Here is a 15,623-nt window from a genome sequence, read left to right as displayed (position 1 = left end):
ACGACGGTCCCGGCTCTCCGCTTCGCTGCGGCCGGGATGACGCCCGGCGTCCTCACTCCGCGGCGAGCTTGGCCGCGCGGTTGGGGTCGTAGTTCAGCACCGGGGCGAGCCACTTCTCCATGTCGGCGAGCGCGTAGCCCTTGCGGGCGGCGTAGTCGGCGACCTGGTCGCGGTCGATCTTGCCCAAGCCGAAGTACCGGCTTTCCGGGTGGCTGAAATAGAGCCCGGAGACGGCGGAGCCCGGCCACATGGCGTAGCTCTCGGTCAGCGTCAGGCCGATGGCCTCGGGCGCGTCGAGAAGCTCGAACAGCGTGCCCTTCTCGGTGTGGTCGGGCTGGGCCGGATAGCCGGGAGCGGGGCGGACGCCGTCGTATTTCTCGGCGATCAGATCCTCGTTCGAGAGCGCCTCGTCGGGGGCGTAGCCCCAGTGCACCTTGCGCACCTCGGCGTGCATCCACTCCGCGGCGGCCTCCGCCAGACGGTCGGCGAGCGCCTTGGCGAGGATGCCGCCGTAATCGTCGTTGGCGCGGGCGAAGCGCTGCGTCACCGCCTCCTCGCCGATGCCGGCGGTGACGGCGAAGCCGCCGACATAGTCCGGCACGCCCGAATCTTCCGGAGCCACGAAGTCGGCGAGCGCGAGGTTCGGCCGGTCCTTGCCGCGCGCCATCTGCTGGCGCAGCGTGTGGAGCGTGGCGAGCTCCTCGGTCCGGGTCTCGTCCTTGAACAGCACGATGTCGTCGCCGCGGGCGGCGGCCGGCCAGAAGCCGATGACGGCGCGCGCCTCCAGCCACTTCTCCTGCGCCATCTGGCGCAGCATGGCCGTGGCGTCGTCGTAGAGGCTCTTCGCGGCCTCGCCGTATTTCGCGTCCGTGAGGATGTCCGGATAGCGGCCCTTCAGCTCCCACGTCGCGAAGAACGGCGTCCAGTCGATGTGGGGGATCAGCGTCTCGAGCGGGATGTTCTTCAGCACCTTGGTGCCGAGGAAGCTGGGCTTCGGCTGAACGCGCGCGGTGTCGATCACCAGGCGGTTCTCGCGCGCGGCCGCGATCGGGGAGCGGACCTTGTCCTCCTGCGCCCGCGCGTGCTGCTCGGCGAGGCGGGCGTAGTCGGCCTGGATGTCGGAGACGTAAGCCGCGGCGCCGCCCTCCTTGGACAGCAGCTGCGACACCACGCCGACCGCGCGGCTGGCGTCCAGAACATAGACCGCCTGGCCCCGCTCATAGGCCGGATGGATCTTCACCGCGGTGTGGATCTTGGAGGTGGTGGCGCCGCCGATCAGCAGCGGCACGTCGAAGCCCTCGCGCTCAAGCTCGGAGGCGACCGTCACCATCTCGTCTAGCGAGGGCGTGATCAGGCCGGACAGGCCGATGACGTCGACGTTGTGCTCGCGCGCGGCGGCGATGATCTTCTGCACCGGCACCATGACGCCGAGGTCGATCACCTCGTAATTGTTGCACTGGAGCACGACGCCGACGATGTTCTTGCCGATGTCGTGGACGTCGCCCTTCACCGTCGCCATCAGGATCTTGCCGGCGTTGGAGCGCTGGGTCCCGCCGTTGAGGCGCTTCTCCTCCTCCATGAACGGCATCAGGTAGGCCACCGCCTGCTTCATGACGCGGGCCGACTTCACCACCTGCGGCAGGAACATCTTGCCCGAGCCGAACAGGTCGCCGACGACGTTCATGCCGTCCATCAGCGGGCCTTCGATGACGTGCAGCGGACGCTCGGACGCGGCGCGGGCCTCCTCGGTGTCGGCCTCGATGAACTCGGTAATGCCGTGGACGAGGGCGTGCTCCAGCCGCTTCTTCACCGGCTGTTCGCGCCACTTGGTGTCGACGACGCGCGCTTCCTGCTTGCCGCCCTTGAACTTGTCGGCCGCGGCGAGCAGCCGGTCGGTCGCGTCCGGCCGGCGGTTGAGCACGACGTCCTCGGCGAGCTCGCGCAGCTCCGGGTCGATGTCGTCATAGACCGGCAGCGCGCCGGCGTTGACGATGCCCATGTCCATGCCGACGGCGATGGCGTGGTAGAGGAACACCGAGTGCATCGCCGCGCGCACCGGCTCGTTGCCCCGGAAGGCGAAGGAGAGGTTCGAGACGCCGCCCGAAATGTGCGCGTGGGGCAGGTTCTCGCGGATCCACTTGGTCGCCTCGATGAAGTCGACGCCGTAGTTGGCGTGCTCCTCGATGCCGGTCGCGACCGCGAACACGTTCGGGTCGAACACGATGTCTTCCGGCGGGAAGCCGACTTGGCTCGTCAGGATCTTGTAGGCGCGGGCGCAGATCTCGGTCTTGCGCGCGAAGGTATCGGCCTGTCCTTGCTCGTCGAACGCCATCACCACCACGGCGGCGCCGTAGGCGCGCACCTTGCGCGCGTAATGGATGAAGCTCTCCTCGCCTTCCTTCAGCGAGATCGAGTTCACGATCGGCTTGCCCTGGACGCACTTCAGGCCGGCCTCGATCACCGACCACTTGGAGCTGTCGATCATCACCGGCACGCGGGCGATGTCCGGCTCCGAGGCGACGAGGTTCAGGAACTCCGTCATCGCCTTCTCGGAGTCGAGAAGGCCCTCGTCCATGTTCACGTCGAGGATCTGCGCGCCGTTCTCCACCTGCTCGCGCGCCACGTCCAGCGCCGCGGCGTAGTCGGCGTTGGTGATCAGCTTCCGGAATTTGGCGGAGCCGGTGACGTTGGTGCGCTCGCCGACGTTGACGAAGCGGGAGGCGGCGGAGGTCATGGGCGATCCGTCGTGAGGGTCAGGCGTCAGGCGGCGGTCAGTTCGAACGGCTCGAGGCCGGACAGGCGCATCTTGGGCGCGACGTCCGGGACCTTGCGGGGCGCCTTGCCCTTCACCGCCTGCGCGATCGCGGCGATGTGGGCGGGGGTGGTGCCGCAGCAGCCGCCGACGATGTTGACGAGGCCGGACGAGGCGAACTCGCCGACGAGCTCGCCCATCGCCTCCGGGCTCTCGTCGTAGAGCCCGAACTCGTTCGGCAGGCCGGCGTTCGGGTAGGCGCAGATCAGCGTGTTCGCGACCTTCGACAGCTCGGCGACGTGGGCGCGCATCTCCTTGGCGCCGAGCGCGCAGTTCAGCCCGAACGAGATCGGCCGCGCGTGGTTCAGCGCGTTCCAGAACGCCGTCGGCGTCTGGCCCGAAAGCGTGCGGCCGGACAGGTCGGTGATCGTGCCGGAGATCATCACGGGCACGCGGATTCCGCGCTCGGCGAACAGCTCCTCGATCGCGAAGATCGCGGCCTTGGCGTTCAGCGTGTCGAAGATGGTCTCGACGAGCAGCAGGTCCGCCCCGCCGTCGAGCAGGCCGCGCGCGGCCTCGCCATAGGCCTCGGCGAGCTGGTCGAAGGTGATGGCGCGGAAGCCCGGATTGTTCACGTCCGGCGAGATCGACGCCGTGCGGTTCGTCGGCCCGAGCGTGCCGGCGACGAAGCGCGGGCGGCCGTCCTCCTTGGCCGCGATGTCGCCCGCCTGCCGCGCGAGCTTCGCGCCCTCGACGTTCAGCTCGTAGGCGAGCGCCTCCATGCCGTAGTCGGCCTGGGCGATGGTCGTGGACGAGAAGGTGTTGGTCTCGACGATGTCGGCGCCGGCGCGGAAGTATTCGAGATGGATGTCGCGGATGGCGTCGGGCTGGGTCAGGATCAGAAGGTCGTTGTTGCCCTTGAGGTCATGGCCCCAGTCCTTGAAGCGCTCGGCGCGGAAGTCCTCTTCCGAGAACTTGCGCTGCTGGATCATGGTGCCCATGGCGCCGTCGAGCACGAGAATGCGCTCGGCGGCGAGCGTGCGGATCGTGGTTTCGGTGTCGGTCATGGTTATCACGCTCACCTTTCAGTCCGGTAGGGCCGCCTTACTTGGCGGTCTCCAGCGCCTTAAGGCGCTTCTCAATCGCGTCCAGCCGGTCGTCTACGCCGTTCACGACGTAGCGGCCGAGAATTGTTTCGCTCTTCAACGCTTCGCGGATCGCGTCGAGCTTCTTGTCCTGTCCGGCGAACCGCGAGTCGACCCCGTCGAAACGCGACTCGAATTTGGCGTCGATCGCATCAAACCGCGTATTCATGTCGCGCCGTAGCTCGCGCAGTAGCGTCAGAACCAGGTTATCGGGCTCGGCCATTTTGGAAGCTCCGTGATTCTTCCCTTAAGATGGCGCCATTCCATTCAAATGCACGGGGCGTCACGCCGCGACCGCCCCCGCCGCGGCCGAATCCGGCCGAAGGCCCAGCAGGTGGCAGACGGCGTAGACCAAGTCGGCCTTGTTCATGGTGTAGAAGTGGAAGTCCTTCACGCCGTGATCGACCAGGTCGAAAACCTGTTCCGCGGCGACCGCGGCCGCGATGAGCTGGCGGGTCTGCGGATCGTTCTCAAGCCCGTCGAAGCGCGCGGCGAACCAGTCCGGCACGGTGGCGCCGGCGCGGGTCGCGAAGTTCGCGGTCTGCCGGAAGTTCGAAACCGCCACGATCCCCGGCACGATCGGGATGTGGATGCCGCGCGCCCGCGCCTGGTCGACGTAGCGGAGGTAGTGGCCGTTGTCGAAGAAGAACTGGGTGATGGCGCGCGTCGCGCCGGCGTCGACCTTGGCCTTGAGCACGTCGAAATCGGCCTCGACGCTCGGGCTCTCCGGGTGCTTTTCGGGATAGGCCGAGACGGAGATCTCGATCTCCGGCGCGCGCCGGCGGATGCCGGAGATCAGGTCCGCGGTGGAGGCGTAGCCGCCGGGATGCGGCTCGAAGGTCGAGCCGACGCCGCCGGCGGGATCGCCGCGCAGCGCCACGATGTGGCGGACGCCGGCCTCGCGGTAGCCGTCGACGACCGCGTCGACCTCCTCGCGGGTCGCGGACACGCAGGTCAGGTGCGCGGCCGGCGGGATGTCGGTCTCCTTCACCATCCGGGCGACGGTCGCGTGGGTGCGCTCGCGGGTCGAGCCGCCGGCGCCGTAGGTGACGGACATGAAGGTCGGCCCGAGCGGCGCGAGCCGCTCCACCGAGCGCCAAAGCGTCTCCTCCATCTCCGGCGTCTTGGGCGGAAAGAATTCGAACGACACGCGGATCGGCCGGCGCCCGGCGCGGGAGAGACGTTGGTTGGGCATCATGCCACCTCGAGTTTCGAGGGAGAGAGCGGCGCGTCGGCGACGATCCTGGGATCGCGCGCGAGCCACAGCGATACGGTGAGCTTGTCCGCGGCGCCGTCGGGCGGCGGCAGCTGGATATGGGCGACGACGTCGAGGCCGGCCGCCGAAAGCCAGCCGGCCATCGTGTCGTTGGAGAAGCCGAGCCTTCGGTGGGCGTGGGCTTCGCGCAACTCCTCGATGCCGTGGGGCGCGAAATCGACGATCAGCAGCCGCCCGCCGGCGCTGAGCGCGCGCGCGGCCTCGCGGACGGCGCGGGCGCCGTCGTCGAGGAAGTGCAGCACCTGGTGCACGACCACGAGGTCGAAGCTGTCCGCGGGAACTGGAAGCGCGAAGATGTCGCCCTGCCGCACCTGCGCGTTCGCGACGCCGGCGCGGGCGAGATTGGCGCGCGCGAGAGAAAGCATGTCGCGGTTGCTGTCGATGCCGATTGCGCGGCCGACCTGCGGGCTGAGCAGCTCCAGCACGCGGCCGGTGCCGGTGCCGAGGTCGAGCGCGGTCTCGACGCGGCGGTCGCCGAGGATGTCGAGGATCGCCCGCTCCACCGCGGTCTCGGCCACATGCAGGCTGCGCACGCCGTCCCACCGCGTGGCCTGCGCGCTGAAGTAGCGGGCGGCGGCGTCGTGGTGGGCGGCCCGGACCTCGGCCAGCCGCTCGCGGTCGCGCGCGAGCGCCGCGTCGGCCGGATCGAGCCGGTCGAGCGCGGCCACGGTCGCCTGCTTGATCGGCGCGATTTCCGTGAGCCCGAAGAACGCCCAGGCGCCTTCGCGCCGGCGCTCGACCAGTCCCGCCTCGACCAGCAGCTTGAGGTGCCGCGAGATGCGCGGCTGGCTCTGGCCAAGAATGTCGGTGAGGTCGGACACCGTCAGCTCGCCTTCGGCCAGCAGGGCGAGCACCCGCAGCCGCGTCGGCTCCGCCGCGGCCCGGAGGGCGGCGAGCGCGGCGTCGAGGCCGATCCGTGACGAGGCGTCGATAAAAGACATAAAGATGTCTTTATATCGGTCTGGCCGCCGATGCAATGCGCCTTTTCAGGCGCGGGGCCCTCCGCACTTGGCTCAGTAGATCCACTGCTCCGGAATCTTCACCGCGACGGCGCCGCCGGCTTCGATCGCGCCCGGTCGCTCGACGCTCGCCACCACCCCGCGCAGCCTGCGGGCCACGGCGCGAAAGCCCAGCTCGGCGCTCGCCGCGCCGGTGCGCCGGGCGATCGCGGCGCCGGCGAAGCGGCAGGGCGCGTTCTGGCCCTCGACCACCACGACCGCGCCGCCGTCGAAGAACAGGCGCGTTCCGGCCGGCAGGAAGGACAGGCGGGGGACATCGCGGATCACGATGTTGGCGCCGATCCAGGCCGGCGCCACCTCGGTGAGCCCCATCGCCGCGGCGACCTCCGCCAGATCCTCGACGGACACGATCGACAGCTGCCGGCCGGACCGGATCTCCGTTCCCCGCGCGTACCAGGGCTCCCGGCCCCCCGCTGGCCGGATGAAGCCGGCGTGGCGGTCGCCCGGAACGCCCTCGAAGCCGAGCGCGAGGCGCGCGACAGGGGCCGTCTCGAACGTGTCGGGGCTCGGCGTGGCGAGCACGTCCACGAGCCGCCCGGCGATACGGCGGCCCGGATGGATGGCGATCTCGCCGAACAGGTCGGTGGTCATCGGAGCCTTCTCAGGGCATCAGGCGGCGACGGGCGGCATCGCGTCGCGGAAGATCTCGGCGAAGGGCGGCGCGGGGTCAACGGGCTTTCGCCACCATGAACAGACGCGGAAAGCGCAGCAGGACCTTGCCGTCGGCGCGGGGCGTGTAGAACGAGGCGAGGCGCCGCTGGTAGTCGGCTTCGAAGGCGGCCCGCTCGGCGGCGTCGAGCGGCGCGACGAACGGCCGGAGCCCGGTCGCGCGCAGCCAGTCGACGATCGCCGCCAGCCCGTCGAGCGGATGGGCGAAGGTGGTGCGCCAGACGTCCGCCGTCGCGCCCGCGCCGGTCAGCAGGTCGTAGTAGCGCTCCAGGGGCAGAAGGACCGCGCGCGACGCCGTGGCGGCGCTCAGCCTGTCCCGCCACCGGCCGTCGAGCGCGGTCTCGCGCATGGCGACGTGGGACGGCTCCTGCAGGTTGTCCGGCATCTGCACGGCGAGGACGCCGCCGGGCGCCAGGGCGCGGAGCAGGCGCGGAAACAGCGTCTCGTGGTCCGGCAGCCACTGCAGCGCGGCGTTGGCGAAGATCACGTCCGGCCGTTCCGCCTCGTCCGGCGTCCAATGGGCGATGTCGGCTTCGACGAAGCGGGCGGAGGGCAGGCGCGCGCGGGCCGCCGCCAGCATGTCGGACGAGGAGTCGACGCCGATCGCCTCCGCGTCGGGAAAGCGGCGCGCGAGCAGCTCGGTGGAGTTTCCGGGACCGCAGCCGAGGTCGACCACGCGCCGGGCCGCGGCGAGCGGAACGCGCGCCAGCAGCTCCGCCGCAGGCCGGGTGCGCTCATCCGCAAAGCGCAGATAGCGCGCGGCGGACCAGTCTTCCTTCAACGTCATATGACTTCCGCCTCCCTCAGGAGGACGGCTCCATCCGGCAGTAGATCGCGGCGGGCGCGGCGTCGAAATACTTGAACAAGGCCGGGCAGAGCCAGCCTTCCTGCCCGGTCGATCTCCAACGGTACCAGTTGCCTTCGTACTCCTCTCGCACCCACAGCAGCTCGTGCTGATAACCTGGAAACGGTTTGGCGGAGAAGATGAGCCGAAAGCCTTGAGCCGCATCGGGAATTGTCGCCGTGGCGGCGTCGATCATCTCCGGCACGCCGAAGACGAAGGGCTCCTTCACGAGCCCCGTCGCCTCGTCGTCAAACACCCACATGTCGCGATCGCGATAGGGATAGATCACCATCATCGCGTTCGCCATCGGGTTTACGCCCATCTCACCGCGCGAACTGGCGGTACTTGATGCGCTTGGGCTCGACCGCGTCGGGACCGAGGCGGCGCTTCTTGTCTTCCTCGTAGTCCTGGAAGTTGCCCTCGAACCATTCGACGTGGCTGTCGCCCTCGAAGGCCAGCATGTGCGTCGCGATGCGGTCCAGGAACATGCGGTCATGGCTGATGATGACCGCGCAGCCGGCGTAGTCCTCCAGCGCCTCCTCGAGCGCGCGCAGCGTCTCCATGTCGAGGTCGTTGGTGGGCTCGTCGAGCAGCAGGACGTTGGCGCCCGACTTCAGCATCTTGGCGAGATGGACGCGGTTGCGCTCGCCGCCCGAGAGGTCGCCGACCTTCTTCTGCTGAGCCGCGCCCTTGAAGTTGAAGGCGCCGACATAGGCGCGGGAGTTCACCTCGCGCTTGCCGAGGTGGATCACGTCGGTGCCGCCCGAGATCTCCTCCCAGACGTTCTTATTGGGATCGAGCGAGTCGCGGGACTGGTCGACATAGCCGAGATGGACGGTGTCGCCGACCTTGATCTCGCCCTTGTCCGGCTTGTCCTGGCCGGTGATCATGCGGAACAGCGTGGTCTTGCCGGCGCCGTTCGGGCCGATGATCCCGACGATGCCGCCGGGCGGCAGCTTGAAGGACAGGTCCTCGATCAGCAGCTTGTCGCCGAAGCCCTTGGACAGGCCGTCGAACTCCACCACGTTGGCGCCAAGGCGCTCTGCGATCGGGATGACGATCTGCGCGGAGGTCGGCCCCGCCTCGGAGGCCTTGGCCACCAGGTCGTCGTAGCGCTGGATGCGGGCCTTGTTCTTGGCCTGGCGCGCCTTCGGGCTGTTGCCCATCCACTCCTGCTCGCGCTTGAGCGTGCGCTGCAGCGCCTCCTCGACCCGGTTCTCCTGGATCATGCGCTTCTGCTTCTGCACCAGCCACGAGGAGTAGTTGCCCTCGTAGGGGATGCCGCGGCCGCGGTCGATCTCGAGGATCCAGCCGGTCACGTTGTCCAGGAAGTAGCGGTCGTGGGTGATGATCAGGATCGCGCCGGGGTAGTTCCGGAGGTGGTTCTCGAGCCAGTTCACCGTCTCGGCGTCGAGATGGTTGGTCGGCTCGTCCAGCAGCAGCAGCTCCGGCTCCTCCAGCAGCAGCTTGCACAGCGCCACGCGGCGCTTCTCTCCGCCCGAGAGCTTGGAGACGTCCCAGTCGTCCGGCGGGCAGCCGAGCGCGTCCATGGCCTGCTCGACCTTGCTGTCGAGATCCCACAGGCCGAGCGCCTCGATGCGGTCCTGAAGCTCCGTCATCTCGTCCGCGGTCTCGTCCGAGTAGTTCATGGCGAGCTCGTTGTAGCGCTCGAGGATCGCCGTCTTGGCGGCGACGCCCTCCATGACGTTCTCGCGCACCGTCTTGTTCGGATCGAGCTGCGGCTCCTGCTCGAGGTAGCCGATCCTCGCGCCCTTGGCGGCCCAGGCCTCGCCGGTGAACTCCTTGTCGATCCCCGCCATGATCTTCAGCAGGGTCGACTTGCCGGCGCCGTTCGGGCCGAGGATGCCGATCTTGGCGTCCGGGTAGAAGGACAGGTGGATGTTGTCGAGCGTCTTCTTGGGCCCGAAGGCCTTCGAGACGCCGGCCATGTGATAGATGAATTCGCGCTGGGCCATGGGGCTTTCGAGCTCGCGTGGAAGGCGCGCGCGGCGGCGCGGCCGGCGCGGGGATGTCGTGGGTTGGCGGCCTTTTAGCGCGGCGCTCTCCGGCGCGGAAGGGGGGCCTCACCTCTCCCGGGGATCGAAGGCGTCGCGCAGGCGGTCGCCGAGCACGTTGAGCGCGGAGAGCGTCGCCACGAAGAAGGCGGCGGGAAACAGCAGCAAGTGCGGCGCGCCCTGCAGGCTGCCGGCGCCCTGCGCGATCAGCGCGCCCCAGCTCGTCAGCGGCGCCTGCACGCCGAGCCCAAGGAACGACAGGAAGCTTTCGAGCAGGATCACCTTGGGCGCCGTCAGCGTGGCGAACACCACGACCGTCCCGACCATGTTCGGCAGGATGTGGCGCAGCAGGATGCGGCGTTCCGAGACGCCCAGCGCGCGGGCGGCCTGCACGAACTCCCGCCGCTTCAGCCGCAGCGTCTCGCCGCGGACGATGCGGGCCATGTCGAGCCACTCGATCGCCCCGATCGCGAGGAACAGCAGCGCGAAGTTCCGTCCGAAGGTCACCACCAGCAGGATGACGAGGAACACGAAGGGAAGGGCGTAGAGCACGTCCACGATCCGCATCATCACGTCGTCGGTCCGGCCGCCGACGAAGCCCGCGACCGCGCCCCAGGCGACGCCGATGACGAGGCTCGTCAGCGTGGCGAGCAGCCCGACCGCGAGCGAGACGCGGCCGCCTGCGAGGATGCGCGCCAGCAGGTCGCGCCCGTTGGCGTCGGTTCCCATCAGGAAGCGGACGCGGTTCACGTGGCCCTCGATCACCGCGCTCCGCCCGCCGTCGCGCGTCTCCGCGAGCCGCGCGTCGCGGAACTCGTCGGCGCGCTCGACGTAGCGCAGCACCCGTGGGTCGATCGGCTCGGCGCCCGCGATATCGGCGCGGAAGCGGTCGCCGTCGATCGTCAGCCGCGTCAGCTCCACGCGGCCGCGCGCCAGCGCCGAGCGCAGCGCGCCCTCCAGCGTCGCCGGCTCGGGATAGGGCTGCAGGCTCGGCGGAACCAGCACGTAGGAGCGGTAGACGCGGTCGTACGCGTGCGGCGAGAACCATGGCCCGGCGAGACAGACGAGGGCGATCGCGGCCAGCAGGCCGAGCGCCGCGAGGCCGACCGGATCGCGCTTCAGGCGCCCGAGCGCGCGACGCGTGAGCCCGCCCCGCGCGGGCGCAGGAGCGAGCACGGCGTCAGTCATGCCGGATCCGCGGGTCGAGCACGGCGTAGGCGAGGTCGACGAGCAGGTTGAACAGGACGACGAAGACGCCGACCAGCACCACCGTGCCCATCACCAGCGCGTAGTCGCGGTTGAGCGCGCCCAGCACGAAGTAGCGCCCGACGCCGGGGATGCCGAAGATGGTCTCCACGACGACGGATCCCGTGAGCAGCGCCGCCGCCGCCGGACCGAGATAGGACAGCGCCGGGCCGCCCGCCGCGCGCAGGGCGTGGGCCGTCACCCGCCATTCCGGCAGGCCGTAGGCGCGCGCGGTGCGGATGTGGTCGGCCTTCAGCGCCTCGATGGTCGCGGCCCGCGTCAGCCGCGCGAAGGCCGCGATCTGCGGCAGGGCGAGGGCGACCACGGGCAGGACCTTGTGGCTAAGCGCGCCCTGTCCCCAGCCGGCCGCCGGCAGCCAGCCGAGCCAGACCGCGAACGCCAGCGACAGCAGCGGCGCGATGACGAAGCTCGGCACGGTGAGGCCGAGGCCCGAGAGCGTGGTCACGGCCGCGTCGAGCGCGGAGCCCTGGCGCTTCGCCGCGAGCGCGCCGAGCCCGACGCCCAGGACGAGCGCCAGAATGAGCGCCGCGCCGCCGATCTGGAGCGAATAGGGCAGGGCGCGGGCGAACAGCTCGGTGACGGTGAAGTCGCGGTAGCTGTAGCTCGGGCCGAGGTCGCCCTGGAGAAGCCGCGCGAGATAGTCGCCGTACTGGACGATCAGCGGCTGGTCGAGCCGGTAGGCGCGCTTGAGGTTTTCGAGCACCGCGGGCGCGAGCGCCTGATCGGCGTTGAACGGCCCGCCGGGCGTGAACCGCATCAGCAGGAAGGACAGCGTCACCACCGCGAACAGCGTCGGGATCGCCCAGAGCAGGCGGCGGAGGACGAAGGCGATCATCGCGCGCGCCGCAGACGGAAACGACGTCCCGGAGTAGGCGGAATCCTCACGGCTCCAGCCTTAGATAGCGCGTGGGATGAATGTCCATGACGTTGTCCTCCCAACCCTTCAGCCGGTGCGAGACCAGCGCCTTGGAGGCGTAGAACAGGATCGGGATCATGGGCTGCTCGTCGACCAGGATCGCCTCCGCCTTCCGGAGCGTCGCGAGGCGCTCGGCCGGGTCGGCCATGTCGTCGGAGGCCTTCACCAGCGCGTCGTAGGGCGGGCTGTTCCAGCCGGGATAGTTGAAGCCGACATTGTCGCTGAGGCCGAGGAAGAGGAAGTTCTGCGGGTCGCGGTAGTCGGCGATCCAGGCGGCGCGGGCGACGTCGAAGTCGCCGCGGTTCTGGAGGTGGGCGTAGTGGGTCTTGCCGTCGGCGTTGATCAGCCGCGCATCCACCCCGATCGCCTTCCACATGTCCGCGATCGCGGTCGCGGTGTTCTGGTGGTTCTCGCCCGAATTGTAGCGGATCTCGACCTCGAGCCGCTGTCCGTCGGGATCGAAGCCGGCCTCCTTCAGCAGCGCGAGCGCGGCGTCCTCCCGCTCAAGCTGGGACATCGCCCGCCACGACGCCTCGACAGGGGCGTAGCCGTCGAAGCCCGGCGGCACCCAGCCATAGGCCGGCAGCATGGTGCCGGCCCAGACCTTCTCGGCGATGAATTCTCGGTCGAGCGCCATGGAGAGCGCGCGGCGGACGCGCGGATCGGCGAAGGGCGCCTTCCGTACGTTCACGGCGTAATAGTAGACGCCGACATAGGGCGCGATGCGGAGCTGGTCGCCGAGGGTGCGGCGGATGAAGGCGATCTGCTCCGCCGGCACGTCGTCGTAGGACTGGATCTCAGACGTCTGGAAGCGCCGGAGCGCCGCGCCTCGGTCCTCCAGCGGCACGTAGTTGACCACGTCGATCGCGACCTCGGAGGCGGCGTGGAAGAACGGGTTCTTCTCCAGCCGGATGTGGTCGTTCGGCAGGTTCTCGGCGAGCCGATAGGCGCCGTTCGTCACCATGCGGCCGGGCTTCACCCAGTCGCGGCCGAAGCGCTCGATGCTCGCGCGGTGCACGGGGTAGGTCGTTTGGTGGGTCAGCAGCTCGAGGAAGTAGGGCGTCGGCCGTTCGAGCCGGATCTCCAGCGTGCGCGCGTCGCGCGCCGCGATGCCAAGCGCCTCCTTCGGCGCCTCGCCTTTGTTGACCTTCTCGGCGTTGAGGATCGGGTAGAGCAGGTTGGCGTATTTCGCCGCGAAGGCCGGATCGAGGATGCGGCGGAGCGAATAGACGAAGTCCTCCGCCGTCACCGGATCGCCGTTCGACCAGCGCGCGTCCGGCCGCAGCATGAAGGTCCATGTGCGACCGTCGTCGGAGGCCTCCCAGCGCTCCGCCGCGCCGGGCGTCACCTCCGCGCGGGCGTCGTGGGCGGTGAGGCCTTCGAACAGGTCGCGCATCAGGTTCGCCTCCTGCACGGTCGAGACGAGGTGCGGATCGAGCGTTTCCGGCTCGCCGGCGTTGCCGCGGTCGTAGACGGTGAGCGCCTGCGCCGGCATGCCGAGCGCCATGGCGACGACGAGGCCGGCGAGAAGTCGCCGCAGCGCGCGCAGGGCTCTTATGTCGGCCTCCGATCCTGCAGGGGGCGAAGCGCGATGGTAGGAGAGGGCCGCGCTGCGTCGCAAGGCGGCGCGGCGCCGCGAGCTTCACGTTCGACGGCGCGTCGGCGCGCCGGCTTTCGTTTCGCCGCGCGCCGCGCTACGGCAGTCCGCCTCACGGCCGCCCGTCGCGGCCTCCGGAGCATGGCATGATCTCGGACGTCACCCTTCCCGCCGTGTTCGCGGCCGGCGCGATCAGCTTCCTCAGCCCCTGCGTGCTGCCGCTGGTGCCGCCCTATCTCTGCTTCCTCGCCGGCACCACGCTCGACAAGCTGACGGCGGAGGACGCGCCGCGGGCGGTGACCGCGCGCACGCTGGGCGCCGCCGCGCTGTTCGTGGCGGGCTTCGCCACCGTGTTCGTGGCGCTCGGCGCCACCGCCTCGGTGATGGGCCAGCTCCTGCTGCGCAACGCGCCGCTGCTCGCCACCGTGGCGGGCGTCGCGATCATCGTCATGGGGCTGCACTTCCTCGGCCTGTTCCGCATCCCCTTCCTGATGCGGGACACGCGCCTGCAGGTCGAGAAGCCGGTCGGGCCGTGGGGCGCCTATGTCATGGGGCTCGCCTTCGCCTTCGGCTGGACGCCGTGCATCGGGCCGGTGCTCGCGGCGGTGCTCGCGGTCGCGGCCTCGGAGGCGACGGTCGCCCATGGCGCCGGGCTGCTCGCGGTCTACGCGGCGGGCCTCGGCGTGCCATTTCTCATCGCGGCGCTGGCGATGAAGCCCTTCGTCGGCTTTCTGAAGCGCTTCCGCGCCCATCTCGGCACGGTGGAGAAGGTGATGGGCGGGCTGCTCGTGCTGACCGGGATCGCCTTCCTGACCGGCTTCACCGCCACCGCCTCGTTCTGGCTGCTGGAGACCTTTCCGGGGCTCGCGACTCTGGGGTGAGGCGAAAAAAAAAAGCCCGCCCCGGGATCGCCGGGACGGGCTCGATCGTTGTCGGAACGCCGGAGCTTACATGCCGAGCTGGCTGTAGCCGCCGTCCTTGAACTCGTAGAACGTGAAGCCGGCGACGGTCGGGTCGCCCTTGTCGTCGAACTTGATCTCGCCGGCCACCGTCGGGAAGGCCTGCTTGTTCATCTCGGCGGTGACGGCGTCGGCCTCGGTCGATTTGGCGTCGGTGGCGGCCTTGGCGAAGATCTGCACGGCGGCGTAGCTGTAGAGCGTGAAGCCCTCCGGCGAGATCTTCTTCTCCTTGAACTTCTTCACCACCTCGGCCGCGCTCGCGAGCTTGGTCTGGTCCGGCGGGAAGGTGAAGAGCGTGCCTTCGCCGCCCTTGCCGGTGATGCCGAGGAACTCGTTCGACTGCAGCGCGTCGCCGCCCATCAGCACCGCCTTCAGGCCCTGGTCGCGCATCTGGCGCACGATCAGGCCGGCCTGCTGGTAGTATCCGCCGAAGTAGACGACGTCGACGTTGGCCTGCTTGAGCTTCGACACCAGCGCCGAATAGTCCTTCTCGCCCGCGGTGATCGCCTCGTAGAGGGTCTCCTTGCCGCCGCCGGCCTGGAACGTCTTCAGCGTCTCGTCGGCGAGGCCCTTGCCGTAGGACGACTTGTCGTGGACGACCGCGACCTTCTTGCCGGCGTACTTCTCGAGGATGTACTTGCCGGCGATGCCGCCCTGCTGGTCGTCGCGGCCGCAGACGCGGTAGATCGTCGGGCCGGGGCGCTTGTCGGTGTAGGTCGGGTTGGTGGAGGCCGGCGAGACCTGGATCACCTCTTCCTCGGCGTAGACCGCGGAGGCCGGGATCGACGAGCCCGAGCAGTAGTGCCCGACCACGAACTTCACGCCCTGGCTGACGAGCTGGTTCGCGACGTTGACGGCCTGCTTCGGATCGCAGGCGTCGTCGCCGACCTTCAGCACCAGCTTCTCGCCGTTGACGCCGCCGGCGGCGTTGATGTCGGCCACCGCCTGCTCGGCGCCGTTCTTGAGCTGGGCCCCGAACACGGCGTTCTCGCCGGTCATCGGGCCCGCGACGCCGATGACGATGTCGGCGTAGGCGGGCGCCGAAAGGACGAGCGCAAGGCCGAGCCCGAGGCCGGCCGCGAGATGTTTCTTCATCGATGGAATCCCTTGCTGTCGCATGCCCGAAGCTGTTCCGCGAAGGCGACTCTTCCGTTCGCCTTTGGTC

General features: G+C 69.5%; 12 protein-coding genes and 1 pseudogene. 1 reads left to right on the top strand and 12 read right to left on the bottom strand.

All coding sequences use genetic code 11. The features are described from left to right. Positions 1-52: 52 nt before the first annotated feature. The 11 genes and pseudogenes from metH to PKE78_RS02805 form a co-directional block, all read right to left on the bottom strand. Positions 53-3,819: pseudogene (metH, locus tag PKE78_RS02855) on the bottom strand (methionine synthase). 37 nt (positions 3,820-3,856) lie between these two features. Continuing rightward, positions 3,857-4,120, bottom strand: a complete 264-nt coding sequence (locus PKE78_RS02850) for a hypothetical protein (RefSeq protein WP_271199333.1) — start codon at positions 4,118-4,120, stop codon at positions 3,857-3,859. A 60-nt stretch (positions 4,121-4,180) separates the two neighbouring features. Further along, on the bottom strand, positions 4,181-5,092 hold the full coding sequence (gene metF / locus PKE78_RS02845) for a methylenetetrahydrofolate reductase [NAD(P)H] (protein WP_271199332.1): 912 nt from the start codon (positions 5,090-5,092) through the stop codon (positions 4,181-4,183). Beyond that, a complete protein-coding gene (locus tag PKE78_RS02840) occupies positions 5,092-6,114 on the bottom strand; it encodes an ArsR/SmtB family transcription factor (protein ID WP_271199331.1) in 1,023 nt (340 codons plus the stop codon). The genes metF and PKE78_RS02840 overlap by 1 nt, the downstream gene beginning before the upstream one ends. 72 nt (positions 6,115-6,186) lie before the next feature. Beyond that, the gene (locus tag PKE78_RS02835; protein WP_271199330.1) at positions 6,187-6,783 is read right to left on the bottom strand and encodes an MOSC domain-containing protein; all 597 of its coding nucleotides are present in this window, start codon (positions 6,781-6,783) and stop codon (positions 6,187-6,189) included. A gap of 76 nt (positions 6,784-6,859) precedes the next feature. After that, positions 6,860-7,648 (bottom strand): trans-aconitate 2-methyltransferase, encoded by a 789-nt coding sequence (gene tam / locus PKE78_RS02830; RefSeq protein WP_271199329.1) that lies wholly within the window; start codon positions 7,646-7,648, stop codon positions 6,860-6,862. 16 nt (positions 7,649-7,664) lie between these two features. Further along, complete coding sequence (locus PKE78_RS02825; RefSeq protein WP_271199328.1) at positions 7,665-8,012, bottom strand: DUF6717 family protein; 348 nt, start codon at positions 8,010-8,012, stop codon at positions 7,665-7,667. A gap of 16 nt (positions 8,013-8,028) precedes the next feature. Further along, positions 8,029-9,681 carry an energy-dependent translational throttle protein EttA gene (ettA, locus tag PKE78_RS02820; protein ID WP_271199327.1) on the bottom strand — a complete coding sequence of 551 codons (1,653 nt, stop codon included), beginning with the start codon at positions 9,679-9,681 and terminating at the stop codon, positions 8,029-8,031. Between the two features lie 108 nt (positions 9,682-9,789). After that, complete coding sequence (locus tag PKE78_RS02815; protein WP_271199326.1) at positions 9,790-10,908, bottom strand: ABC transporter permease; 1,119 nt, start codon at positions 10,906-10,908, stop codon at positions 9,790-9,792. Then, complete coding sequence (locus PKE78_RS02810) at positions 10,901-11,821, bottom strand: ABC transporter permease (RefSeq protein ID WP_271199325.1); 921 nt, start codon at positions 11,819-11,821, stop codon at positions 10,901-10,903. The genes PKE78_RS02815 and PKE78_RS02810 overlap by 8 nt, the downstream gene beginning before the upstream one ends. Positions 11,822-11,867: 46 nt before the next feature. Continuing rightward, a complete protein-coding gene (locus PKE78_RS02805) occupies positions 11,868-13,409 on the bottom strand; it encodes a peptide ABC transporter substrate-binding protein (protein ID WP_428981237.1) in 1,542 nt (513 codons plus the stop codon). A gap of 236 nt (positions 13,410-13,645) precedes the next feature. On the opposite strand from PKE78_RS02805, the gene PKE78_RS02800 reads away from it, so the two are divergent. Next, entirely contained in the window at positions 13,646-14,380 is a 735-nt protein-coding gene (locus PKE78_RS02800; protein ID WP_271199323.1) for a cytochrome c biogenesis CcdA family protein, read from the top strand. A 66-nt stretch (positions 14,381-14,446) separates the two neighbouring features. On the opposite strand, the gene PKE78_RS02795 is transcribed toward PKE78_RS02800, so the two are convergent. Continuing rightward, complete coding sequence (locus PKE78_RS02795) at positions 14,447-15,553, bottom strand: branched-chain amino acid ABC transporter substrate-binding protein (protein WP_271199322.1); 1,107 nt, start codon at positions 15,551-15,553, stop codon at positions 14,447-14,449. Between the last annotated feature and the right edge of the window lie 70 nt (positions 15,554-15,623).

The sequence above is a fragment of the Methylopila turkensis genome (genome assembly GCF_027922325.1).
In the GTDB taxonomy this organism is placed as follows: Bacteria; Pseudomonadota; Alphaproteobacteria; order Rhizobiales; family Methylopilaceae; genus Methylopila; species Methylopila turkensis.
This window is presented reverse-complemented; position numbering and strand designations above follow the sequence as displayed.